Below are 22,190 nucleotides of genomic sequence, written 5' to 3' on the forward strand. Positions count from 1 at the left end.
TCTGTCGTACCGGGTGCGTAATGTCCGGGGTGTTCGGCCGACCGCGCCCCGCCGGGGCCGGTCCGAGGCCGTTCCCGGACGGACGGAGGCACCCCCTGATGACCGCTGCCGTGAAGGGCCCGGCGAGCTACTTTCCCTCGATCGAGAAGAAGTACGGGCGCCCGGTCGCGGAGTGGCTGGAGCTCGTCCGCTCCTCGCCGCTGACCGGCCACATGGAGCTGGTCTCCTGGCTCAAGAGCGAGCACCGGATGGGGCACGGGCACGCCGGCGCCCTGGTCGCCCACGTCCGCGCGGAGGCCGCCGGGGCGGCCTGAGCCCGGCTCCCCGGTGACCCCTCGGAGCGTTGACGGGGAGACCCGCCCCGAGCCGGGAAGAGGTCAGAGCGCCAGGAGGCCCACCGCGCCGGCGACGAGGACCACCGCCCAGGCCGGGGCCCGCCACACCGCCAGCGCCGCGAAGGCCGCCGCCGCCACCGCCATGGTCCGGGCGGAGGTGACCCCCTCGGTGAACACCGGGTCGTACAGGGCGGCGCCGAGCAGCCCGACCACCGCCGCACCGGCGCCGGCCATCGCCCCACGCGCCCAGGCCGCCGCGCGCAGCCGCTCCCAGAACGGCAGCACCCCGGCGAGCAGCAGTGCCGAGGGGGCGAAGACCGCGACCAGCGCGACCGCCGCACCGGCCGCGGGGCTGCCGGCGACCGGCATCAGCGCGCCGAGGTAGGCGGCGAAGGAGAACATCGGCCCCGGCACCGCCTGGGCCGCGCCGTAGCCGGCGAGGAAGGACTCCCGGTCCACCGCGCCGCCGCCGACGAACTCGGCCTGCAGCAGCGGCAGCACCACGTGGCCGCCGCCGAAGACCAGCGACCCGGCCCGGTAGAACCCGTCGGCCAGGGCGGTCGCGGGGGCGGGGACGGCCGCGGCCAGCACCGGGAGCCCGGCGAGCAGCACGGCGAAGGCGCCCAGGAAGGCCAGGGCCCTCCGGCGGCCGACCGGGGCCGCCGGGCCGCCGTCCGCGCCGCCCCCGGCTTCGGGGGCGGTCCCGGGGGCGGCGGGGCCGCGCAGCCACAGCAGCCCGGCCGCGGCGCCCAGGAGGATCGCCGCGAGCTGGCCGACGGCGGAGGGCAGCAGGAGCACAAGCACCATGGCCCCGACCGCGACCGCGGCCCGCCTCTTTCCCGCGGCCAGCGTCGAGGCCATGCCCATGACCGCGTGGGCGACCACCGCCACGGCCGCCGCCTTCAGCCCGAGCAGCCACCCCGCGCCGTCCTGGGCGCCCACGGCCTGCACGCCGAAGGCGAAGGCGGCCATCAGCACCGCCGAGGGCAGGGTGAACGCGGTCCAGGCCGCCGCCATCCCGGCGAACCCGGCGCGGCGCAGCCCGATGGCCATGCCGACCTGGCTGGAGGCCGGCCCGGGCAGGAACTGGCAGAGCGCGACCAGGTCGGCGTAGGCCTGCTCGCCGATCCAGCCGCGGCGGACCACGAACGCCTCGCGGAAGTAGCCCAGGTGCGCCACCGGCCCGCCGAAGGAGGTCAGCCCCAGCCGGAGGAACACCCCGAACACCTCGGCGGCCGACCCCTGCGGCGCGGGGGCCCGGGTGCCGGTCCGGCTCATCCCGGCTCCCCGCGGCGGTGCGGGGGCGGTACTGGGGTCATGCTCGTCTCCTCGGCCGGTGCGCCCGGTGCCGCTGGGGACCGGTGTACCGTCCGAGGCTACCGGCGCCGCGCGGCGCGGAAGTGAACGGGCGCGGACCCTCCGCGGACCGCCGGGGAGCGGGCGGGGTCAGCGCCGGCCGACCGCGGCCAGGACCGCCGCGGCGGCCTCGGCGGCGGTGAGTCCGTCCGTCTCCACCTCGGTGCCGGCGATCCCGGCGCGGTCCAGGACGGCGTCGAGTTCCGCGTGCCGGTCCAGGTGCCACCGGAGGCCGTCCGGGTCGCCGCGGTGGCGGCGGGCCAGCCGGCGGCGGAGCTCGGCGGGGCCGGTGCGCAGCCGGCAGACGGCCAGGCCGGTGCCGACCGCCTCGCGGCAGCGCCGCAGCTCCTCGGGGGTCTCCACGACTCCGGCCAGGATCAGCATCCGGGCCCCGGCCTCCCGGTGCCCGGCCGCGACGCAGCGCAGGTTGCGCATGAGGAGGCCGAAGTTGAACCGATCGCCGGCGGGGGCGGGCCAGAACCGGCAGAGCTCGTCCAGGTCGATGACGGCGTGCGGGGTCCCGGCCTCGGCGAGCAGTGCGCCGGCGGCGTCGGCGGTGGTGGTCTTGCCCGCTCCGACGGTTCCGGTGATCAGCAGGGCGGGCGGCCCGGGGTGCTCCGCGGAGGGGGTGTCGTGCACGGGGTTTCTCCTGGTGGTCCCGGTGCTCGGGCGGCCGGATGCGGGGGCGCCGCATCCGGCCGGGAGGGGGCGGGGGCAGCCGGCCAGCGCGGTGACCGTGACGTCGATGTTGCCGCGGGTGGCCTTGGAGTAGGGGCACATCTGGTGGGCGGCGTCCACCAGCTTCTGCGCGGAGGGCTGGTCCTGGCCGGGGATGGTGACGGTCAGCTCGACCGACAGGCCGAACCCGTCGTCGCCCTTGCCCAGGGAGACCGCGGCGGAGACGGTGGAGTCGGCGGCGTCGACCTTGTTCTGGCGGGCCACGTTCTTCAGCGCGCCGTGGAAGCAGGCCGCGTAGCCGACAGCGAAGAGCTGCTCGGGGTTGGTGCCCGGGCCGTCGTCGCCGCCCATGCCCTTGGGGACCGACAGCTCGACGTCGAGGCGGCCGTCGTCGGTGCTGCCGCGGCCCTTGCGCCCCTCGCCCTGGACGCTGGCCTTCGCGGTGTAGAGAACGCTCATGTTCACTCCTCGTGGCGTGGTGGTCGCGCCGCCTCCGCGGAGGCGGCGCCGGTGAGCGAGGCGGTGACCCCTTCCAGGCGTTCGCGCAGGTCCCGTGCGTCCTCGGTGGACAGGCCGGCCGAGCACAGCAGCCGCTCGGGGATGCCGGCGGCGCGTTCGCGCAGCCGCGCGCCGCGCTCGGTGGGCACCGCCCGGACCACCCGCTCGTCCTCGGTGGAGCGCTCCCTGCGCACCAGGCCGGCCGCCTCCAGGCGGCGCAGCAGCGGCGAGAGGGTGCCCGAGTCCAGGTGCAGGGCGGTGCCCAGCTCCTTGACCGGGACGGCGCCCCGCTCCCACAGCACCAGCATCACCAGGTACTGCGGGTAGGTCAGGCCGAGGTCGGCGAGCAGCTCGCGGTAGAGCCCGGTGAACGCCCGCGACGCCGAGTAGAGCGCGAAGCAGAGCTGGTTGTCCAGCGAGAGCGCGTCACTCCCGTACTCGTCGTGCACGTCAGGGTCCTTCCTCGTTCGCCGATGAACCTAGCATATTAGGTTGTGCGCAATCTAGTTGCACAAAACCTGTTTTTCGAGAATCCTTCACGGAGCCATCCGGGAATGAAAACGGTTTTCGTTGGCTTGTAGAGTACGGGCAGACGCCGGGAGACCGACCCCCGACCGGGCGCCGCCGGGCGCCGCCGGGCGCCCGCCCAGCGAGGAGGCAGCATGAAGAAGGACATCCACCCCGACTACCAGCCGGTGGTCTTCCGCGACAAGGCCGGCGACTTCGCGTTCCCGACCCGCTCGACCGCCACCTCCCAGGAGCGCATCACCTGGGAGGACGGCCGCAGCTACCCCGTCATCGACGTGGAGGTCTCCAGCGCGTCCCACCCCTTCTACACCGGGAAGGGGCGCGTGGTGGACACCGCCGGGCGCGTCGAGCGGTTCCGGCGCCGCTACGGCGGCTGAGCACCGGCCCGCGCCGGGGCGGGGATCAGATCGCCTTCCACCGCTGCAGCAGGTGGAAGGCGCCCCACCCCGGCAGCACCGGGAACCAGAACGTCAGCACCCGGAACAGCAGCACCGCGGGCAGCCCCACCGCGACCGGCACCCCCGCCACCGTGGTCAGGCCGGTCAGCAGCGCCGCCTCCACCGCGCCCAGCCCGCCCGGCGTCGGCGCGGCCGACCCGATCGCGTTGCCCGCCAGGAACACCACCGCCACCGCGGCGATCCCCGCCTCGCCCCCGAACGCCGCCACCGAGAAGTACAGGGCCAGCACGAAGAAGACGGTCAGCAGCACCGTGCCGCCCACCCCCATGGCCAGCCGCTGCGGCCGCTGCAGCAGGTCCAGCAGCTGCGGCAGCACCCCGCTGAAGTAGGGCCGCACCCGCTCCAGCACGAACGCGCGCAGCGCCGGCACCAGCAGCACCGCCGCCGCCACCGCGACCACCGCCACCACCAGGCCGATCAGCGTCCCCGACGGGGAGAAGTCGGTGAACCGCCCGGTCCCGGTGATGTAGGCGCAGAACAGCAGGATCGGCACGTGCGTGATCAGGCCGACCGCCTGGGACAGCCCCACCGCCGACACCGCCAGCCCCGGCGAGGCCCCCCGGCAGGCGACGTAGCGGGTGTTCAGCGCCAGCGTGCCCAGCCCGGCCGGCGCCGCGATCCGGATGAACGACCCGGCGTACTGCACCAGCACCGTCATGCCCAGCGGCAGCCGGAACGGGACGAACCCCATCAGCGCCAGCGCGGCGGCGAACATGCACCCGGTGGCCGCGGCGAACGCCGCCCCCGCCCAGGCCGGGTCGGCCGCGGCGATGGTGGACAGGTCCACGCCGGCCAGCTGGTTGGCGAGCACCAGGCCCACCACGGTGGCCACCGCGAAGCTGAGCACCGTGCGCGGGCGCATCCGCTCCAGGCGGGCCGGGCGGGCCGGGGCCTCCGGCGCCAGCCCGATGATGCGGGTGCGCAGCTCCCCCAGCACCTCCCCGCGGCCCCGCAGCCGCCGGCGCAGCCCGAACGGCAGCGCGGCCGGCTGCAGCAGCGGCAGCACCGCCGCCACCGCCTCCAGCCCCTGCACCCGGACCGCCGCGTCCACCGCCCGCTCGGCGCCCACCCGCAGCGCCAGCAGGGTCAGCAGGGCCGCGCAGTCCAGCGAGGTCTTCAGCGGCGGCGCCGCCACCGCCCCCGAGGACAGCCCGGTGAACGCCGCCCGCCCCGCCGTCGTCCAGCCCACCGTGTCGCCGTTGAGGGAGCCGTGCGCCACCCGGTGGCGGTGGAGCAGCCCCAGCTCCTCCCAGAGCCCATCCAGGACCGGGTCGGTGAGCTCGGCGGTGTCGGCCTCGTCCAGGGTGCGCAGCCGCATGTGCTCGGTGACCAGCGCCGCGGTCCCCGCCCCCGGCTCCCCGACGGCCTCGACCCGCGGTGCAGCCGCCCCTGCGGCCCGCGCCGCGAAGCACATCAGCGCGGTGTGCTCCAGCCGCCGGCCCAGGCTCAGCATCAGCGGCGGGGCGACCGGGCCGCGCAGCAGCGCCACCCGCACCAGGCGCTTGAGCACCCGGGGGGTGTCGTCGGCGCACAGCAGCACGATGTCCAGCCGGCGGTCCGGCAGGTCGGCGGTGAACCGCAGGTCGCCCTCGCCGCCGGTGCCGGCCGGCTCCAGCGCCAGCGGCTCCAGGCCGAACCGGCGCAGCTCGCGCAGGAGCGCCCCGGCCAGCGGGGCCGGCCGGGAGGCGCCGACCGCGTACCCGGCCAGGGACGCCCCGGTCGCCCCGACCAGCGCGGTCAGCGCCAGCGACGGCACCGTCAGGAACCCGGACAGCAGCACCGACAGGGCGGTCACCGCGATCCCGCTCCACAGCGCGGTGCGCAGCCGGCGCACCCGCACCGCGCCCAGCGCGGCGACGTAGCCGATCGCGGCCGCCAGGTAGGCGTGCAGCGGCGAGCTGAGCGGGCCCGCCTCCACCGTCCCGGTGAGCAGCTCCGGCGGCCCGCCGGGCCCCGACAGCGCCAGCACCGCGGCGTTGACCGCGCCCGCGCCGCCGTAGCCGAAGGCCGCAGCGGCCAACCCGCGCAGCAGGTCCCGGAAGGCCCGGCGGACCATCCGCTCCACCGCGACCACCGCGGCCAGCACCAGCACCGCGATGTTGGACACCGCCGCCACCAGCGCCAGCAGCGACGGCGGCAGCAGCGCGCGCAGTTCCTCCGGGGCCGCCGGGTCGCTCGGGTCGGCCCCCAGCGCGACCGCCGCCGGCACCGCCAGCAGCAGGACCGTCCCCGCCGCCGCGACCAGCAGGTCGGTCGGCCTGCGGTTCCCCGCCCGGATCCCCCCCAGCGACTCGCCCGCGCTCCGTCTCGGCCCCTCTGATTCCGCTCTCACGCCCCCAGACTGCCGCACCCCGGGGGAGACCCGCGCCAACGGCCCGCCGCACGCCCGCCCGGGACGCTCCCCGGGCGGGCTCAGTGCCCGGACAGCGCCGAGATCAGGTCGCTCACGTGCACGACCCCGGCGACCTGGCCGAACTCGTTGACCGCCACCAGGTCGTCGTAGACCCGCTCGCCCGAGGCGCCCGCCTCGCGGAGCGCGACCAGCGCCGGGGCGTGCCGGGGGATCGTCCGCGGCGGGTCGGCCAGGCGCTCGGCCGGGCGGCCCGCGTGCAGGGCGTGCCCGTAGGGCCCGGTCACCGCCAGCAGGAACCTCGACCGGTCCAGCACCGCCGCCGGGCGCTCCCGGTGGTCGATCAGGATGACGCTGTTCAGCGCCGGGTCGTTGGTGAAGACCTCCAGCACCGCCTGCGCCTGGGCGTCCAGGGGCATGTCCGCGGGCGGCCGGATGAACTCGCTGACCCGCGGCCCGCCGTTCAGGTCCGGGCCGCCGGCCCGCACCGGCATCTCCGGGATCTGGCGGACCCGCACACCCGGCGCCCACCCCTCGTCGGCGAAGAGCGGGCCGCTGCCCAGGCGCACCCCCGCGTCGCGCAGCGCCGCCAGCTGCTCCGCCGTGGACACCCCCGCCGCCAGCGGGAACACCCCGCCGCCGCGGCCGATCCGGGCCAGCCCCTCCACCTTCGCCGTCCGCCGCTCGTCGCCGGGCAGGCCGGCCACCGTCTCCGGGGAGAAGCGGAACAGGAACGGCTCCATGTCCAAGATCAGGTCCGGGGAGAGCACATCGGTGCCGAAGGCGCAGCGGAACCCGGCGCCGCGCACGTGGCGCACCGCTCGCACCACGTCCGGGCGGCCCAGGCCGGCGAGGTCGGCGCCGAGCATCAGGGTGACGTCGCGGGGGCGGCGGCCGGAGCGGCGCAGCGCGGTCTCCAGCAGCGCGGGGACCTGCGGGCTCGCCGCGGCCGCCGCGGCGGGGACCGGCAGCACCAGGGGCAGCAGCGGCTCCTGCGCGGCGACCCTGCGGCCCACCGCGGCGAGGCGCTCGGCCTCCACGGAGACGTCGAGGGGGCCGCGCGCGGCGGCGGGCGGCGCCGCCTCCACGGCGAGCACCGCCCCGGACTCCAGGTCGATCACGGGGCTCAGTACGGGCGTCTGCGTGGCGTCGGGCGATGCCTGGGCGGACGGCGGAGGTTGCGGCCGTGCATGCGGCAGCGCCGACGGGGGCGGGGTGGACACGGCACCATCCTCCCCCGGCGCTCCCCCTCCGTCACGGGTCTCCCGGCAGAGTTCAACCGCCCCTGGCCCACTGTTCAACGGCCGCTCAACCCCGCCCCTCCGTGTTTCCGCACGGTATCGCCCTACCGACCGGCCGTGGCCGTATGAGGACACGCTCCGTTCACCCCCGCGGGCGGCGGTCCCGCCGCGGACCGCCATTACGGTCATGCCGCCACCGCGCCGCCGAACGGCCCTTGCCGGACGCCGCCGGGGCGGTGCGTTACCGTTCGCCACGACCGCCGACCGAGCATCGACGGAGGAACCGCGGCGATGGAGGAGACGGGCATGACGGTGTTCCTGGAGACCGAGCGCCTGGTGCTGCGCCGGTTCACCGAGAACGACGACGGGCTGCTCTTCGGCCTGGACGCCGACCCCGAGGTGATGCGCTACCTGACCGGGGGCCGGCCCACCCCGCGCGAGGAGGTGCGGGAGCGGATCCTGCCCGCGATGCTGGGCTGGTACGAGCGCTCCTCCGACCGGGGGTTCTGGGCCGCCCAGACCCGGGAGGGCGGCTTCCTCGGCTGGTTCCACCTGCGCGAGCCCACCGGCGCCGACCCCGACCGGCCCGAGCTGGGCTACCGGCTGCGCCGCTCGGCCTGGGGCCGGGGCTACGCCACCGAGGGCTCCCGGGCGCTGGTGTCGGCCGCGTTCGCCGACCCGGCGGTGGACCGCGTGTTCGCCCGCGCCATGGCGGTCAACGCCGGTTCCCGCCGGGTGATGGAGAAGACCGGGATGCGCCTGGTCCGCACGCTCGACGAGGGCGGCCACCCCGTCCCCGGCTCCGAGCACGGCGTCGTGGAGTACGCCATCACCCGCCCGGAGTGGGAGCGGTCCTACCGCCCCTGACCGGAACCGGCGGCCCTTCCCCGCCCCGGCGGCCCCTGCTCGGAGGCCGCCAGGTGTGCGGGGTCCTCCGGCCCGGCCCGCAGGACAGCGGTCCCGCCCTCCCGAGGAGGAGCGGAGCGGCCCCCTGGCCCGGCCGCACCCCGGCGGATCCGGAGCCGCCCCGCCGCCCGGCGGGAGACCGCCCGCCGGTACCTGACAGGACCTGGCAGGATCCCGCCGCATACTGGGGGCATGCGCGCCGACCGACTCCTCTCCTTCCTGCTCCTGCTCCAGAACCGGGGCCGGATGACCGCGGCCGAACTCGCCGAGGAGCTGGAGTGCTCCGAACGCACCGTCTACCGCGACGCCGAGGCGCTCGGCGCCGCCGGCGTGCCGATCTACGCCGACCGGGGCACCGGCGGCGGCTACCGGCTGATGGAGGGCTACCGGACCCGGCTCACCGGGCTCACCGAAGGCGAGGCCGACTCGCTGTTCTTCACCGGCCTGCCCGGCCCCGCCGACGCCCTGGGCCTGGGCTCGGAGCTGGCCCTGGTCCGGCTGAAGCTGCTCGCCTCGCTCCCCGGCGAGCTGCGGGAGCGCGCCGAGCGGGTCGGCACGCGGTTCCACCTGGACGCCACCGCGTGGTGGCGCACCCCCGCCGCCACCCCGCACCTGGCGGCGCTGGCCGCCGCGGTCTGGCAGGAGCGCACCGCGGAGATCGGCTACCGGCGGTTCGACGGGAGGACCGTCCGGCGCACCGTCGATCCGCTGGGCATCGTGCTCAAAGGCGACACCTGGTACGTCCTGGCCCGCCCGGCCCCCGCCGCCGGCCCGGCCGGGGCCGCGCCCGGGACAGAGCGCGCCGGCGGGCCGCCCGGGCGGCGGGGAACCGGAGAGCGGCGGGATTCGGACCGGCAGGTGCGCACGTACCGAGTCGACCGGATCACCGAGTTCACCGACACGGGGCTGCACTTCACCCGCCCCGACGGCTTCGACCTGCCGGCCCTGTGGGCCGCCTGGGCGGAGGAGTTCGAGGCCTCCCGCTACACCCTGCGCACCCGGGTCCGCCTCACCGAGCGCGGGCTGGGCCTGCTGCCCGTGCTCTCCTCCCAGCGCACCGCCGCGGGCGCCGAAACCGCGCGCCGCCTCCCCGACGGCCGGTACGAGGCCGACCTGGTGGTGGAGTCCGTGCCCATCGCCGTGCACGAGTTCTCCGCCTACGGCGCCGAGCTGGAGGTCGTCGACCCGCCGGAGCTGCGCACCGCCCTGGCCGAGCACCTGCGCGCGGCCGCGGACCGCTACGCCCCCGCCTCCGGCGCGCCCCCGGAGCCGCCCCGCGGGCAGGACCCGCCGGACTCCCCCGCCGGCCCCCGCGGCGACACCCCCGAAAACGCGGTTTGACCCTCCAGCGACGGGAGACTCCACAGTGGTCCCCATGGACGCACAGCACGGCCCGGAGGGCCTGCACACCATCGGCGAACTGGCCCGGCGCACCGGCCTGAGCGTGAAGACCATCCGGTTCTACGCCGACGAGGGCATCGTCCCGCCCACCGCCCGCAGCGCCGCGGGCTACCGGCTCTACGACGCCGAGGCGGCCGCGCGCCTGGACCTGGTCCGCACGCTCCGCGAACTCGGTTTCGGCCTGCCGGACATCCGCGGCGTGCTGGACGGCGGAGGGGGCCTGGACCGGGTGGCCGCGGCGCATGCCGAGGCGCTCGACGCCCGGATCCGCATCCTGCGCCTCCGCCGGGCCGTGCTGCGCACCATCGCCCGGAAGGAACCGACCGCAAGGGAGATCTCCCTGATGAACCGCCTCGCCCAGCTGTCCGCCGAAGAGCGGCAGGCGATCCTCGACGACTACCACGATCACGTGTTCGGCGGCCTGGACATGGCCGAGCAGCCCGCCGCCAAGATCCGCTCGATGCGGGTGGAGCTGCCCGACGACCCCACCCCCGAGCAGGTCGACGCCTGGGTGGAGCTGGCCGAACTGGTCCAGGACCCCGGCTTCCGGGAGCGCACCCGGCAGATGGCCGAAGAGGGCGCCCGGGCCCACGCCGCCGGCGAGGACCCGCAGCCCGGCCCGGAGGCGCAGCAGGCCGCCGGGATCGTCATCGAGACCGGCCGCGCCGCGCTGGAGGCCGGCACCGCGCCCGACTCCGCCGAGGGCCGCGCCGCGCTCGCCGCCGCCATGGCCCGCCTCACCGGGGCCGACCCCTCGATCGAGGACACCCCGCAGGGGCGGGCCCGGCTCGCGGACGACTACGCCGTCTTCACCGACGCCCGCGTGGAGCGCTACTACCGGCTCCTCGGCCAGGTGAACGGGTGGCCCGCCTTCGAGCCGAGCGTCCCCGCCTTCGAATGGTTCATCGCGGCCCTGCGCGCCTCGGCCGCCTGACCCCGCGGGGCCGGCGCGGCGCCTCCGTGCCGGCCCCGCCCGTTCCGGACGCGCCTGCGGCGCCGGGCGGACCGGTTCCGGGGCGGTGGCCCGGCCCCCTTTTCCAGGGCCGGGACCGGGTCCGTCCGCCGCTCGCGCCCCGGCCCTCGCTCCGCGCTCGCCCGGGAAACGCCGTGGGCCCCCTCCGCACGATCGCGGAGGGGGCCCACGGCGCCGGGCCGGCGGCCGGCTAGAAGGACTCGAAGAACCCGTAGTAGCTCAGCGCGCCGTTGGTGGCGATGAGCGCGACCGCGGCGAGCATGACCCCCACGATGAAACCGCTGCGCAGCGAGCGGATCAGGTACTCCAGCGACAGCACGTTGTTCAGCAGGAAGTAGCCGAGCTGCATCGCCAGCACGAACCCGGCGAAGTTGAAGCCGTCCATCAGCTCCTCGCCCCACAGCCCCTCGTAGTACCAGGGCTGCCCGGTCCACACGTCGGTGGCGGTGAACCACTGCCAGGCCTGGGCCGCGCCCCAGCCCAGCGGGATCTGCAGGATCGGGATGACCAGCAGCGGCACGAGCTTGACGAAGCCCCACACCCCCGGGCTGGACGCGCGCCGCGCGTCGGAGCGGGCCCGGCGGGCGGCCTCCTCCTCGGCGCGCAGCCGGTCCCGGTGGGCGCGCTCGGCCTCGCGGCGGCGGCGCTCCTCCTCGCGCTGCGCCTCCTGGCGGCGCCGCTCCTCCGCCTGCCGGTAGTGCTCCTCCTCGGCCCGCCGGCGCTGCTCCTCCTGCTGCTGGGCGCGGGTGGCCGAGGCCGTCTCCCGCCCGGAGCCGCGGTACAGGTCGCCGTAGGCGTCGTCGGCGGCCGGCGGCATCGCCGAGGTCGCCCCGGGCCCGCCGGACGGGTCGTAGGCCGCGGTGCGCCCTGCGCCCTGCCCGTACTGCGCGGTGGGCTGGGGGCCGGCGGCCGGCGCCTGCCCCGGGTACTGGGCGGTGCGCCCGTCGGCGCCCATCACCGAAGTGGCGTCGCCTCCGCCGGGCCCGCCCATGGCCTGGCCGGCGGCGTAGCCCGCCGCAGCGCCGGCGGCGCCGGCCGCGCCCGCGCCCAGCACCGAGGTGCGGCCGTCCGCGGCGCCCTCGGTGGCCCCGGTCGCGGTCGGGGCGCCGCCCAGTGCGGCGTTGACCTTCTCCACCTGGTCGCGGATGCCCTGCTGGAAGACGGGCGGCAGCCAGGAGGCCCCGCCGGGGGCGTCGCCGAGGAAGTCGAGCAGCTGGCCGGGGGTGGGCCGGTTGCGGGCGTCCTTGGCCAGGCAGGCGGCCACCAGCCGCTGCAGCGACGCCGGCACCGCGCTGATGTCCGGCTCGTTCTGGATGATGCGCATGACCATGGTGTGCATGGCGCCCTCGCCGAACGGCCCGGTGCCGGCGGCCGCGTAGACCAGCACCGCGCCGTAGGCGAACATGTCGCTGGCCGGGGTCATGTGCTCGCCCTGGACCTGCTCGGGCGACATGAAGCCCGGCGTGCCGATGATGGACTGGGTGGCGGCCGTGCCGTCGGTGGCGCGGGCGATGCCGAAGTCGATGACGCGCGGCCCGTCCTCGGCGAGCAGCACGTTGCCCGGTTTGAGGTCGCGGTGGATCAGCCCGACCCGGTGGATCTCGCTGAGCGCCTCGGCCAGGCCGGTGGCCAGCACCCGCAGCGAGTACTCGGGCAGCGGGCCGTGCGCCTGGACCGCGTCGTCCAGCGGGAGCGAGGGCACGTAGGAGGTGACCAGCCAGGGCACCTCCCCTTCGGGGTCGGCGTCGATGACCGGGGCGGTGAAGGCGCCGCTGACCTGGCGCGCCGCGGTGACCTCGCGGGCGAACCGCTCCCGGAAGGAGGGGTCGGCGGCCATGTGCGGGTGGATCCGCTTGATCGCGACGGCCCGGCCCCCGGCGGAGCGGCCGAAGTAGACCTGGCCCATGCCTCCCGCGCCCAGTCGGCCGATCAGGCGGTACCGCCCGATGCGCTCCGGGTCGCCGTGCTCCAGTGGGCCCACGTTGAAACCTCCGTTGATCGCCGCCGCGGGGTGGCCGCCCCTTCCCGCGATCGTAGCCGGATCTTCGGGCGCGGCCCGTGTCCTCAGGAGGGCGCGTTCGTCCTTTTTTCCCGGCGCCTCACCCCTCATCGGAAGACGCCCAGTCTAGGGGGTGGGAGTACGCTCCAGGCCGACCTTACTGCGTAGATCCTAGTGGGGCGCGCCATGTCCCGCGGCCCGTTCGACGCCCCTTTCCGCAGGAGTCAGCCTGCGGACCATGGCACGCCTGCTCCCTCCCGAGCAGTGGTTCGCCACCCTGCCCACCGCCTACCTCACCGCCTCCGGGCTGATCACCGCCCCGGACGGCCGGGTCCTGCCGGTGGAGCCCGACTACCGGGAGCACTGGACGCTGCCGGGCGGCGTCGTGGAGCAGGCCGAGGAGCTGGACGGCGCCGCGTTCCTGGACCCCGGGACCGCCCTGGACCGCATGCACCCGGCGCTCTCCCTCCGCCTGGCCGCCGCCCTGGAGGCCCGCCGCACCGGCCGCACCGCCTACGTCGCGACCTGACCCCGGCCCGCCCCGCTCCCCCGGCGCTCTTCTTCAGCGGACCGAGGTCTTCGGCGCGCCCGGATCAGCGGGCCAGAAAGCGCGCCGTATCCAGGTCGAAGCCGAACGGCTCGGGGACCGCGAGCCGCTTTCCGAAAGCCACGGTCTCCGACTTGCGGTACTCGCCGTTCTCCGGGGCCGTGTAGAGGGTGACGGTCGCCCGGAGCGGGTCGATGAGCAGGTAGGCCGGGATCATCGCCGCCGGGTAGATGCCGAGCTTGAGGTCCCGGTCGTTCTCCGCGTTGGTCGGAGAGACCACTTCCGCGACGAGCAGGACGTCGTCCGGCGGGATATGGCTCGCGTCGGTCGCCAGTACTTCGTACGGTGCGACGAACAGGTCCGGAATGGTGCTGCGTCCGATGTGATGCATCCGGATCTCAAGGTAGGACTCGACATCGTAGCCCTGCGGAAGCACAGGCTTGATCTGCCAGAGCAACTCGAAGACATTGCGCTGGTGCTTGCCCGCGGGGGTGGGCGACATGGTGATCTCTTCCTTGAGGATCTCCACCCGGTATCCCGCCGGGGGGTCGAGGGAATCGAGTGCCTCGAACAGGTCGGCCGCGCACTCGGGTGTGGTCACTGCCATCTGCGGCCTCCGTGCCATGAGGTGCCGTCCCCTCGATCCTGGTGCATCGCCCACCGGCGCCGCACAGTTTTCAGGTTACTCGTCCCCCTTTTCCCAAGGGTTCAGCGCACCGGGCGCTCGAGAGAGGACTTCCTGTAGAAGTCCGCGGCTCCGGATGACGGGCGGATCAGGCCGGTTCCGGCGGGGCGACGGTGATGCCCAGGGAGGAGAGCAGCATGCCGGCCTGCTCCGGGGAGATCACGGCGCCGCGCAGCGCGTCCGCCCGCTCCAGGCGGATCTCGCCCAGGTCGGCGCCGCGGAGGTCGGCTCCGCGCAGGTCCGCCCCGGCCAGCAGGGCGCCGCGCAGCCGGCTCTCCCGCCACACGGTGCCGCGCAGGTCGGCCTCTGTCAGGTCCGCCTCGTCCAGCCGGTCGGCGGTGAAGGTGCGGCCGCGCAGCGCCATGCCCTTGAGCGAGGCGAGCATCAGGTTGCACCGGGTGAAGGAGGCCCCGATGCCGCGGGAGGACGCGAAGTCGGCCCCGGTGAGGCGGCAGCCGGTGAAGGCGGTGTCGGCGAGGACCGCGCCCGCCCAGCGGGTGCCGGCCAGGTCGGTGCCGTCGAACGCCGCGTCGGCGCACTCCGCGGAGGCGAAGGAGGCCTTCCCGGCCGTGCCGCCCTCGAAGCGGGCGCCGTCCAGGTCGGCGCGGTCGAACCGGGCCCCGTCGGCGGCGCACCGGGTGAGCACCGCCCCGGTCAGATGGGCGCCGCTCAGGTCGGCGCCGCGCAGGTCGCACTCGGTGAGGGTGAGCGGTCGCCCGGAGACGGCGGACAGCGCGGCGGTGAGGTCCCGCCCGGAGAGGTCGGCGCCGCGGATCTCCCCGCCGGCGGCCAGTTCGTGCAGGTGGTCGGTCATGCGGGCAGGCTAGGGGGCGGCGCTGACAGGCCGGGGCCGCCGGGCGGGTCGGAGCCACCGTGCCGGGTGGAACGGGGCCCGGCGGGAGCGCGGGGTGCGGGCGGGCGCACCCGCCCGCACCGGGGTCACTCCACCTTGTCGGGCTCGGTGCCGGGGTCGCCGTCGAGCAGCTCGACCAGCCGCGGCGGGAGCTCGTCCAGGGCGTAGTGCAGGCTGAGCACCGACCCGAAGGAGAGCGCGCCGTTGAGCCGGCTCATCTCCGGCATCTCCAGGACCCGGCCCTCCTTGGCGGTGTCCAGCTTCTTGAAGACGTCCCGGCCGGTGACGCTGTCCTCCTCGGCGCCGTAGAGCCCGACCAGCAGCACGTCGGCCTCCAGCGTCTCCAGGTCCTCCAGCGCGACCTGCTTGGGCTCGCGGTTCTCGTCGGTGAACAGCGCCTCGGCGTCCTCGGGCAGGGAGAAGCCGAGCTGGGTGAGGAAGCCCGGGGCCGGGCCCTCGGCGTAGGCCCAGGCCTCCCCGGCGATGGAGCTGGCCAGCAGCGCGGTGGACTTCGCGAAGTCGGGGTTGTCCTCGCGGATCTCCTCGAAGCGGGCCTCGATGTCGGCGATGAGCGCCTCGGCCTTGTCCTCCTGGTCGAGGGCGGTGCCGACCATGCGGGCGATGTCCTGCCAGGGGGTGCCGTAGTCGGCGTGGTCGGCGTGCTGGGCGACGGTCGGCGCCAGCTCGGACAGGGTGGTGTACTCCTCCTCGGTCAGCCCGGAGTTGACGCCCAGGATGAGGTCGGGGCGGAGGCTGCCGATCTGCTCGAAGTTGAGCTCCTCCACCGGGAGCACCTCGGGGGTCTCGGCGTCGCCGAGCGCCTCGGCGGCCCAGGGCCACAGCGCGCCGGGGTGCCCGCCGAACCATTCGCGCACGCCGACCGGGGCGACGCCCAGCGCCAGCGCGTAGTCCTGCTCGGTGAGGCCGACGGTGACCACGCGGGAGGGGGTTCCGGAGATCTCGGTGCTGCCGTACTTGTGCTCGATGGTGCGGGTCGGGCCGCTCTCGCCCTCGCCGCCGGCGGTGCCGCTGCTGCAGCCCGCCGCGCCGAGCGCGGCGATCCCGCCGATGCCGAGGAGGGCGCTGCGCCGCGAGAGGGCGGGGCCGGAGAGGGCGCGCCGCGCGCGCCGGGTCCGCCGTGCTGTCCTGGTGTCCACTGTGCCTGCTCTCCTGAACGTCTGCTGCGGCCGGAGCGCGGGGCGCTCCGGGCACGGCGGCGCCTCCCCTGTTCAGAGGGGACGATCCGCCCATCGATCAGGGATTAGGTTAGCCTAAACTGACATCGCCGCGAGCAGTGGGGGCCGAGGAGGCTCCAGGGCCGGAAGGCGCGCCCGGCGGCCCGCCGGGACCGGCCGGGTGCCCGGCCGCCGGGGCGGGGCGAGGGAGGTCCGGGGCGGTGTCCGCGGGCTTCCCGCGCGGAGCCCCGGGCACGCCGCATCCCGGCCGCCGGTCGGAGACCGGAGACGAAAGCGCCCGCGACCGCGCCTGCAGGCCTCCCGGGCGGAGCGTCCGATGCGGCGTCCGGCGGGCGGCCGCGCGCAGGGCGCCGCCGGCGCGCCCCTCGCGGCGCGCCCGGGGCGCGGGCGCACCGCGCCCCCGGGCGGTGCCGGTCAGGCGCCCCGGGCCAGCAGGGCGCGGGCCCGGCGGGCCACCGGGGGATCGACGAAGGTGCCGTCCTCCAGCCGGATCGCCGCCGACCCGGCCGCCTCGGCCTCGGTGAAGGCCCGGTCCACCGCGCGGGCCCAGGCCAGGTCGGCCGCCGAGGGGGCGAAGCACTCCCGGACCGCGGCCACCTGGCCGGGGTGGATCGCGAGCTTGCCGCCGAAGCCCAGCCCGCGCGCGGCCTCGGCCGAGGCGGCCAGGCCCTCGGCGTCCGAGAGGTCCAGGTGCGGGCCGTCCAGCGGCGGCGCGACCCCCGCCGCCGCGCAGGCCAGCACCAGCAGCGACCGCGCGGTGAGGAACGCCCCGTCGGCGTCGGCGCCCAGCTGCGAGGCGAGGTCGGCCGGGCCGAAGGCCAGGGTCAGCACCCTGCGGGACGCGGCGGCCAGCGAGCGCGCCTCCAGGACGCCCTCGGCGGTCTCCACCATGGGCACCAGCGGGACGCACCGCTCCGACCCGGCGGCGCGCTCGGCGGCGGACAGGGCCCGGTCGGTCGCGGCGACGTCCTCGGCGGTGCCGGTCATCGGCGCCACCACGAACGCCACCCGGTCCAGCAGCGGCTCCAGGGCGGCGAGGTCGCGGGCGAACTCGGCGGTGCGCGGGCCGTTGACGCGCACCGCGACCGGCACCGCGGGTCGGCTCGGCAGCAGCGCGGCCAGGCCGGCGCGGGCCTGCTCCCTGGCCGAGGGGGCCACCGCGTCCTCCAGGTCGACGATGACCGCGTCGGCCTCTCCGGCCAGGGCCTTGGGGAGCAGATCCGGCCGGGTGGCCGGGACGAACAGCGGGCTGATCGGGGTCATCGGTCCTCTCCGCAGGTCGGTGGGCGGGGCGTCAGCGGGCGCGGCGGCGGCCGGCCGAGCGCGCCACCAGCTGGCGGGCGATGACGTCGCGCTGGATCTCGTTGGTGCCCTCGCCGACGATCATCAGCGGGGCGTCGCGGAAGTAGCGCTCGACGTCGAACTCGGTGGAGTAGCCGTAGCCGCCGTGCACGCGCACCGCGTTCAGGGCGATCTCCATGGCCGCCTCGGAGGCGAACAGCTTGGCCATGCCGGCCTCCATGTCGGCGCGCTCGCCCGCGTCGTAGACCTCGGCGGCGCGGTGGGTGAGGCAGCGCGCGGCCTCCAGGCGGGTGGCCATGTCGGCGAGCATCCCGCCGACCGCCTGGTGCTTCCAGATGGGGCGGCCGAAGGTCTCGCGCTCCTGGGCGTAGGCGAGCGCGTCGTCCAGGGCCGCCTGGCCCACGCCCAGCGCCCGCGAGGCCACCTGGATGCGGCCGATCTCCAGGCCCCGCATCATCTGCGCGAACCCGCGGCCCTCGGCCCCGCCGAGCAGCGCGCCGGCCGGGGCGCGGTGGCCGTCGAAGGACAGCTCGCAGGATTCCACGCCCTTGTAGCCCAGCTTGGGCAGGTCGCGCGAGACGGTGAAGCCCGGCCCCGGCTCCACCAGCAGGATGCTGATGCCCTTGTGCGCGGGCTCGGCGCCGGGGTCGGTCTTGCACAGCAGCGCCACCAGGCCCGAGCGGCGGGCGTTGGAGATCCAGGTCTTGGCGCCGTCGACGGTGTAGCCGTCCCCGGTGCGGCGAGCGGTGGTGCGCAGGGCCTGCAGGTCGGAGCCGCCGCCGGGTTCGGTCAGCGCCATGGTGGCGCGCAGCTCGCCGGTGGCCATCCGGGGCAGGTAGCGCCGCTTCTGCTCCTCGGTGCCGAAGTCCAGCAGCAGCTTGGCGACGACGGTGTGGCCGCCCATCGCCCCGGCCAGGCTCATCCAGCCGCGGGCGAGCTCCTCGGTGATGCGGGAGTAGCACACCGCCGACACCGCGGCGCCGCCGTAGGACTCGGGGACGGCCAGGCCGTAGATGCCCATCCCCTTCATCTCCTCGATGAGCTTCTCCGGGTAGGCGTCGGCGTGCTCCAGGTCCCGGGCGACCGGGCGGACCTCGCGGTCCACCCAGTCGGCGACGGTGTCGACGATGAGCCGCTCTTCTTCGGGCAGGCGGGGCATGGCGGGCCTTTCTGGTGCGGTGGGCGGTGCGGTCGGGGGGCGGTGGTCCGGCGGCGGGCTCAGCCGGCCGGGGCGGGCAGGTGCCCGGCGGCGAACGCGGCGGCGTCCGGCCAGGTCAGCGCCGCGATGTCGGCGGCGAGCGCGGGCGCGCAGTCGGCGATCTTGGCGTCGAGCTCGGCGGCCGTGGGCGGGCGTCTCGGCGCCCCGGGCGGCAGGCGGAGGGACGCGGTGCGCACACCGCCGCCGCGCAGCGCCGCCTCGATCTCCACCTCGCCTTCGAGCAGGCCGCCCGCGCCGGGGCCGGGCTCGGTGCGCACCGCCGCCACCAGGCGGCGGGCCTCGGGGCGGCGGACCGCGGCGTCGGTGAAGGAGGCGAACCCGGGGCGGCCGTCCAGCAGCGCCGCGGCCACCGCGTACTCCAGGCTGAACTTCCCCTCCAGCCCGGTGCGCGGGGAGCGGTGGATGAGCGGCTGCAGGGTGCAGGCGGGGGTCCGCACGGTGACCGCCTCCACCCGGGCGGGGTCCAGGCCCAGCTCCAGGACGGCGCTGATCGGCCGCTGCATGGCGTAGCAGCAGGGGTACATCTTGACGGCGAGCCCGCCCGGGACGGCCGGGCCGGGGGCGGGGTCGACCGGGCCGCCGCCGGCCAGCTCCAGCCACTGGTCCACGGCGGCCGGGTCGGCGGTGGCGCCGTCGGCGGCCAGCGCCGCCGCGCGCAGCCCCGCGTCGGCGGCGAAGCCGACCTGCAGCGCCTTGGCGGAGGTGCCGAAGGCGCGCTGGACGCCGCCGGCGGCGGGCACCGCCAGCGCGAGCGCCCGCTCCACCCCGGCGGCGTCCAGCCCGGCCTTGACCGCGGCCGCCGCGGCGGAGCCCAGGGCGCCCGCGGCGCAGGTGGCGTGCCAGCCGGCGGAGTAGTGCCGCCACCCCAGGGCGGCGCCGACGCGCGCCATGACGGCGGCGCCGGCCAGGTAGGCGCGCTCGGCGCGCCCGTCCGGGCCGGGCGCGGCGACGGCGGCCGGCACGCAGACGACGCTGATGTGGGCGGTGGACTCCATGTGCAGGTCGTCGAAGTCCAGCACGTGGCCCGCCGCGGCCAGCCGGCCGGCCGGGCCGAGGTGGCGGGTGAGCGGGACGATCGGGTCGCCGTGGGCGGCGGCCGCGGCGGCGGCGGTGTCGCGCAGCGCGCGCAGGGCCAGGGCGCGGTCGGCGGCGTCGGGTTCGGGCCCTTCGGCGGCCAGGCGGGCCAGTGCGGCGGCGGTGCTCATGCGTCCTCGAATTCGGCTCGGGCGGTGGCGGCGGGGTCGGCGGCGGCGCTGTGCGCGCGCAGGTCGGCGCCGGTGGCGTCGAGGTCCCCGCCGATCAGGACGGGGGCGCCGAGGAAGGCGGGGCGGCGCAGCCGGAAGGCGTAGCGGCGCACCGGCCGACCGAGGCGGCGCAGGGGCTCCAGCATCGCGATGGCCAGCAGCGGCCCGTGCACCACGAGGCCGGGGTAGCCCTCCACCCCGGTGGCGTAGGGGTGGTCGTAGTGGATGCGGTGGGCGTTGTAGGTGAGCGCGCTGAACCGGAACAGGGTGGCGGCGGTGGGCTCCAGACGCAGGGAGAGCGGGCCGCCGTCCGGGGGCGGGGGCTCCCCTTCGGGGGCGGTGCGCTCGGGCGGCAGGACGTGGCGGCGGTAGACGACGTCCTGCTGCTCGGTCATCCGGGTGCGGCCGTCCACGGTGAACACGTGCTCCTCGGTGACGAAGAGCAGTTCGCCGCTGCGCCCCCGCTTGGCCTGGACGCGGGCGACCCGCGAGGTGCGCACGGCGCGCTCGCCGGCGCGCAGCGGCTCGGCGACCTCCAGCCTGCCCCCGGCGAACATGCGGTGCCGGCCGGGGATCGGCGGGAGGAAGGCGCCGTCGGCGCGGTGGCCGTCGGGGCCCAGCTCGGACTCGGCCGGCCGGTCGAGGAAGTGGGTCCAGTGCCACAGCGGGGGCAGCGGGTCGCCGTCCCGCCGCACCGGGGAGGGGCGGTCCAGCACCCCGGCCAGCGCGGTGCACGGGCCGGGGTCGAGCGTCTCCTCCCGGGTCTCCTCGGGCGGGTTCCAGCCCTGCACGTACGCGGCGATGGAGGCGGTGTCCTCGCTCATCTCCGTACTCTCCTCACTTCTCCGGCGGGTCGGGTCGCGGGTCTCGGGTCACAGGTCCAGGGAGAACACCCAGGCGCCCAGGGTCAGGACCGCGAGCGGGACCAGGGCGATGCCGACGAGGTTGAGCCACCAGCCGCCGCGCACCATCTGGCCGATGGTGATGTGGCCGGTGGCGATCGCGATGGCGTTGGGCGGTGTGGCCACCGGCAGCATGAACGCGAACCCGGCGGCGAAGACGGTGGTCAGCACCAGCACCAGCGGGTCCATGCCCAGTCCCAGCGCGATGCCGCCGAAGACCGGGACGTAGGTGGTGATCGTGGCGGTGGTGGAGGTCAGCTCGGTGAAGAACAGCATCAGGACCGCCACCGCGACGACCACGGCCGCGGTGGGCACGCCCTCCAGGACGGCGACCCGGTCGCCGATCCAGGCGCTCAGCCCGGTCCGGGTGATCATCGCCGACATGCTCAGTCCCCCGCCGAACATCAGCAGGATCCCCCACGGCAGGTCCTTGGCGTCCTCCCACTCCATCAGCATCTGCCCGCGGGAGGGGCGGACCGGCAGGAGGAAGCAGGCCAGCGCGGCCAGGACCGCGATGCCGGCCTCGGAGAACCGGCCCAGCCACGGCGCCACCGCCTGCACCGGGCCGGTCCCGCTGATCAGCGGGATGAAGATCCAGCTCAGTGCGGTGGTCACGAAGACGGCGGCGGTGATGCGCTCGCCGCGGCCCATCCGGCCCAGCCGCGCGTACTGCTCGCGGATGAGTTCCCGGCCGCCGGGGAGCTCGTCGATGCGCGGCGGGTAGACGATCCGGGTGAGCAGGAACCAGGCCACGGCCAGGAAGACCAGGGCCAGCGGGGTGCCCACCGCCATCCACTGGGCGAAGGAGATGTGCACGCCGTGCGCCTCGGCCATGTAGGCGACCACGAAGGCGTTGCCGGGGGTGGCGACCACGGTGGCGGTGGTGCTGATGGTGGCGGCGAAGGCGATGCCCAGCAGCAGGCAGGTGGAGAAGTTCCGGTCGAGCTCGGCGCCGTCCCTGCGCAGCAGCGCGACCACCGACAGCCCCATGGGCAGCATCATCATGGTGGTGGCGGTCGAGCTGACCCACATGGAGATGAAGCAGGTGGCGATCATGAAGCCGGCGATGATGCGGGTCGGCCTGGTGCCGGTGGCCAGGACCGTGCGCAGGGCGATGCGCCGGTGCAGCCCCCACTTCTGCATGGCCAGCGCCATCACGAAGCCGCCGAGGAAGAGGAAGACGGTCCCGGAGGCGTAGGGGGCGGCGGCCTCGGCGACGTCGGCGACGCCCAGCAGCGGGAACAGGGCGACGGGCAGCAGCGCGGTGGCGGCGAAGGGCAGGGCCTCGGTCATCCACCAGACCGCCATCAGCACCGTCACTCCGGCGACGGCGCAGGCCTGGAAGTCCAGGCCGTCGGCCCAGGCCGACAGCGCGAGGTGGGCGGCGGCGCCCAGCAGCGGGCCGAGGACCAGTCCGAGGGCCCGGCGCAGGGGCATCCGCTGCGGCGGCGCGCCGGCGGTCGGCGGCGCCTGCGGCGGGTCGGTCTCGGCGGGGGTGGCACCGGTGGAGTGCATCGGG

19 protein-coding genes and 1 pseudogene are annotated in these 22,190 nt (G+C 76.3%); 6 read left to right on the top strand and 14 right to left on the bottom strand.

Annotation, left to right across the window (positions count from 1 at the left end):
* Nucleotides 1-98: 98 nt before the first annotated feature.
* Nucleotides 99-314: a DUF4287 domain-containing protein gene (locus D459_RS0104445; RefSeq protein WP_017591793.1), complete on the top strand. Its 216-nt coding sequence runs from the start codon at nucleotides 99-101 to the stop codon at nucleotides 312-314.
* A 63-nt stretch (nucleotides 315-377) separates the two neighbouring features.
* On the opposite strand, the gene chrA is transcribed toward D459_RS0104445, so the two are convergent.
* The 3 genes and pseudogenes from chrA to D459_RS0104460 form a co-directional block, all read right to left on the bottom strand.
* Nucleotides 378-1,613 carry a chromate efflux transporter gene (chrA, locus tag D459_RS0104450; protein ID WP_017591794.1) on the bottom strand — a complete coding sequence of 412 codons (1,236 nt, stop codon included), beginning with the start codon at nucleotides 1,611-1,613 and terminating at the stop codon, nucleotides 378-380.
* Between the two features lie 804 nt (nucleotides 1,614-2,417).
* Nucleotides 2,418-2,828, bottom strand: a pseudogene (locus D459_RS30725) (organic hydroperoxide resistance protein); the annotation flags it as partial.
* A gap of 2 nt (nucleotides 2,829-2,830) precedes the next feature.
* On the bottom strand, nucleotides 2,831-3,316 hold the full coding sequence (locus D459_RS0104460) for a MarR family winged helix-turn-helix transcriptional regulator (protein ID WP_017591796.1): 486 nt from the start codon (nucleotides 3,314-3,316) through the stop codon (nucleotides 2,831-2,833).
* A 213-nt stretch (nucleotides 3,317-3,529) separates the two neighbouring features.
* On the opposite strand from D459_RS0104460, the gene D459_RS0104465 reads away from it, so the two are divergent.
* On the top strand, nucleotides 3,530-3,772 hold the full coding sequence (locus D459_RS0104465) for a type B 50S ribosomal protein L31 (protein ID WP_017591797.1): 243 nt from the start codon (nucleotides 3,530-3,532) through the stop codon (nucleotides 3,770-3,772).
* Between the two features lie 25 nt (nucleotides 3,773-3,797).
* On the opposite strand, the gene D459_RS0104470 is transcribed toward D459_RS0104465, so the two are convergent.
* Both D459_RS0104470 and D459_RS0104475 read right to left on the bottom strand, forming a co-directional pair.
* Nucleotides 3,798-6,185 (bottom strand): lysylphosphatidylglycerol synthase transmembrane domain-containing protein, encoded by a 2,388-nt coding sequence (locus tag D459_RS0104470; protein ID WP_017591798.1) that lies wholly within the window; start codon nucleotides 6,183-6,185, stop codon nucleotides 3,798-3,800.
* An 80-nt stretch (nucleotides 6,186-6,265) separates the two neighbouring features.
* Complete coding sequence (locus D459_RS0104475) at nucleotides 6,266-7,324, bottom strand: EAL domain-containing protein (protein WP_017591799.1); 1,059 nt, start codon at nucleotides 7,322-7,324, stop codon at nucleotides 6,266-6,268.
* A 411-nt stretch (nucleotides 7,325-7,735) separates the two neighbouring features.
* Between D459_RS0104475 and D459_RS0104480 the strand changes: the two genes are divergently transcribed.
* From D459_RS0104480 to D459_RS0104490, 3 genes are all read left to right on the top strand, one after another.
* Entirely contained in the window at nucleotides 7,736-8,311 is a 576-nt protein-coding gene (locus D459_RS0104480; protein ID WP_017591800.1) for a GNAT family N-acetyltransferase, read from the top strand.
* Between the two features lie 231 nt (nucleotides 8,312-8,542).
* A complete protein-coding gene (locus tag D459_RS0104485) occupies nucleotides 8,543-9,691 on the top strand; it encodes a helix-turn-helix transcriptional regulator (protein WP_017591801.1) in 1,149 nt (382 codons plus the stop codon).
* A 34-nt stretch (nucleotides 9,692-9,725) separates the two neighbouring features.
* The gene (locus D459_RS0104490; protein WP_017591802.1) at nucleotides 9,726-10,685 is read left to right on the top strand and encodes a MerR family transcriptional regulator; all 960 of its coding nucleotides are present in this window, start codon (nucleotides 9,726-9,728) and stop codon (nucleotides 10,683-10,685) included.
* A 229-nt stretch (nucleotides 10,686-10,914) separates the two neighbouring features.
* On the opposite strand, the gene D459_RS0104495 is transcribed toward D459_RS0104490, so the two are convergent.
* On the bottom strand, nucleotides 10,915-12,705 hold the full coding sequence (locus D459_RS0104495; protein WP_026120052.1) for a serine/threonine protein kinase: 1,791 nt from the start codon (nucleotides 12,703-12,705) through the stop codon (nucleotides 10,915-10,917).
* Between the two features lie 256 nt (nucleotides 12,706-12,961).
* Between D459_RS0104495 and D459_RS0104500 the strand changes: the two genes are divergently transcribed.
* Nucleotides 12,962-13,252, top strand: a complete 291-nt coding sequence (locus tag D459_RS0104500) for an NUDIX hydrolase (RefSeq protein ID WP_017591803.1) — start codon at nucleotides 12,962-12,964, stop codon at nucleotides 13,250-13,252.
* Between the two features lie 64 nt (nucleotides 13,253-13,316).
* Here the strand turns inward: D459_RS0104500 and D459_RS0104505 are convergent, their stop codons facing one another.
* The 8 genes from D459_RS0104505 to D459_RS0104540 all read right to left on the bottom strand — a co-directional run bounded on the left by D459_RS0104505 (nucleotide 13,317) and on the right by D459_RS0104540 (nucleotide 22,186).
* Nucleotides 13,317-13,877 (bottom strand): Uma2 family endonuclease, encoded by a 561-nt coding sequence (locus D459_RS0104505; RefSeq protein ID WP_017591804.1) that lies wholly within the window; start codon nucleotides 13,875-13,877, stop codon nucleotides 13,317-13,319.
* Between the two features lie 166 nt (nucleotides 13,878-14,043).
* Nucleotides 14,044-14,769 carry a pentapeptide repeat-containing protein gene (locus D459_RS0104510; protein ID WP_017591805.1) on the bottom strand — a complete coding sequence of 242 codons (726 nt, stop codon included), beginning with the start codon at nucleotides 14,767-14,769 and terminating at the stop codon, nucleotides 14,044-14,046.
* A gap of 125 nt (nucleotides 14,770-14,894) precedes the next feature.
* The gene (locus D459_RS0104515; protein WP_017591806.1) at nucleotides 14,895-15,965 is read right to left on the bottom strand and encodes an iron-siderophore ABC transporter substrate-binding protein; all 1,071 of its coding nucleotides are present in this window, start codon (nucleotides 15,963-15,965) and stop codon (nucleotides 14,895-14,897) included.
* Nucleotides 15,966-16,418: 453 nt separating this feature from the next.
* Entirely contained in the window at nucleotides 16,419-17,267 is an 849-nt protein-coding gene (locus D459_RS0104520; protein ID WP_017591807.1) for an HpcH/HpaI aldolase/citrate lyase family protein, read from the bottom strand.
* A 31-nt stretch (nucleotides 17,268-17,298) separates the two neighbouring features.
* Nucleotides 17,299-18,465 carry an acyl-CoA dehydrogenase family protein gene (locus D459_RS0104525; protein WP_017591808.1) on the bottom strand — a complete coding sequence of 389 codons (1,167 nt, stop codon included), beginning with the start codon at nucleotides 18,463-18,465 and terminating at the stop codon, nucleotides 17,299-17,301.
* Between the two features lie 59 nt (nucleotides 18,466-18,524).
* Nucleotides 18,525-19,730, bottom strand: coding sequence for an MmgE/PrpD family protein (locus tag D459_RS0104530; protein WP_017591809.1), 1,206 nt, complete (start codon nucleotides 19,728-19,730; stop codon nucleotides 18,525-18,527).
* Nucleotides 19,727-20,593 (bottom strand): FAS1-like dehydratase domain-containing protein, encoded by an 867-nt coding sequence (locus D459_RS37305; protein WP_017591810.1) that lies wholly within the window; start codon nucleotides 20,591-20,593, stop codon nucleotides 19,727-19,729. The genes D459_RS0104530 and D459_RS37305 overlap by 4 nt, the downstream gene beginning before the upstream one ends.
* A gap of 48 nt (nucleotides 20,594-20,641) precedes the next feature.
* A complete protein-coding gene (locus tag D459_RS0104540; RefSeq protein WP_017591811.1) occupies nucleotides 20,642-22,186 on the bottom strand; it encodes an SLC13 family permease in 1,545 nt (514 codons plus the stop codon).
* Nucleotides 22,187-22,190: the final 4 nt, after the last annotated feature.

Source organism: Nocardiopsis potens DSM 45234, from assembly GCF_000341105.1.
GTDB lineage: Bacteria > Actinomycetota > Actinomycetes > Streptosporangiales > Streptosporangiaceae > Nocardiopsis_A > Nocardiopsis_A potens.

Excerpts from the sequence above, each read along its gene's own strand:
- D459_RS0104465 (WP_017591797.1), top strand. The coding sequence starts at position 3,530 with ATGAAGAAGGACATCCACCCCGACTACCAGCCGGTGGTCTTCCGCGAC.
- D459_RS0104520 (WP_017591807.1), bottom strand. The coding sequence starts at position 17,267 with ATGACCCCGATCAGCCCGCTGTTCGTCCCGGCCACCCGGCCGGATCTG.
- D459_RS0104500 (WP_017591803.1), top strand. The coding sequence starts at position 12,962 with ATGGCACGCCTGCTCCCTCCCGAGCAGTGGTTCGCCACCCTGCCCACC.
- D459_RS0104530 (WP_017591809.1), bottom strand. The coding sequence starts at position 19,730 with ATGAGCACCGCCGCCGCACTGGCCCGCCTGGCCGCCGAAGGGCCCGAA.
- D459_RS0104540 (WP_017591811.1), bottom strand. The coding sequence starts at position 22,186 with ATGCACTCCACCGGTGCCACCCCCGCCGAGACCGACCCGCCGCAGGCG.
- D459_RS0104480 (WP_017591800.1), top strand. The coding sequence starts at position 7,736 with ATGGAGGAGACGGGCATGACGGTGTTCCTGGAGACCGAGCGCCTGGTG.
- D459_RS0104510 (WP_017591805.1), bottom strand. The coding sequence starts at position 14,769 with ATGACCGACCACCTGCACGAACTGGCCGCCGGCGGGGAGATCCGCGGC.
- D459_RS0104485 (WP_017591801.1), top strand. The coding sequence starts at position 8,543 with ATGCGCGCCGACCGACTCCTCTCCTTCCTGCTCCTGCTCCAGAACCGG.
- chrA (WP_017591794.1), bottom strand. The coding sequence starts at position 1,613 with ATGAGCCGGACCGGCACCCGGGCCCCCGCGCCGCAGGGGTCGGCCGCC.
- D459_RS0104490 (WP_017591802.1), top strand. The coding sequence starts at position 9,726 with ATGGACGCACAGCACGGCCCGGAGGGCCTGCACACCATCGGCGAACTG.
- D459_RS0104445 (WP_017591793.1), top strand. The coding sequence starts at position 99 with ATGACCGCTGCCGTGAAGGGCCCGGCGAGCTACTTTCCCTCGATCGAG.
- D459_RS37305 (WP_017591810.1), bottom strand. The coding sequence starts at position 20,593 with ATGAGCGAGGACACCGCCTCCATCGCCGCGTACGTGCAGGGCTGGAAC.
- D459_RS0104525 (WP_017591808.1), bottom strand. The coding sequence starts at position 18,465 with ATGCCCCGCCTGCCCGAAGAAGAGCGGCTCATCGTCGACACCGTCGCC.
- D459_RS0104505 (WP_017591804.1), bottom strand. The coding sequence starts at position 13,877 with ATGGCAGTGACCACACCCGAGTGCGCGGCCGACCTGTTCGAGGCACTC.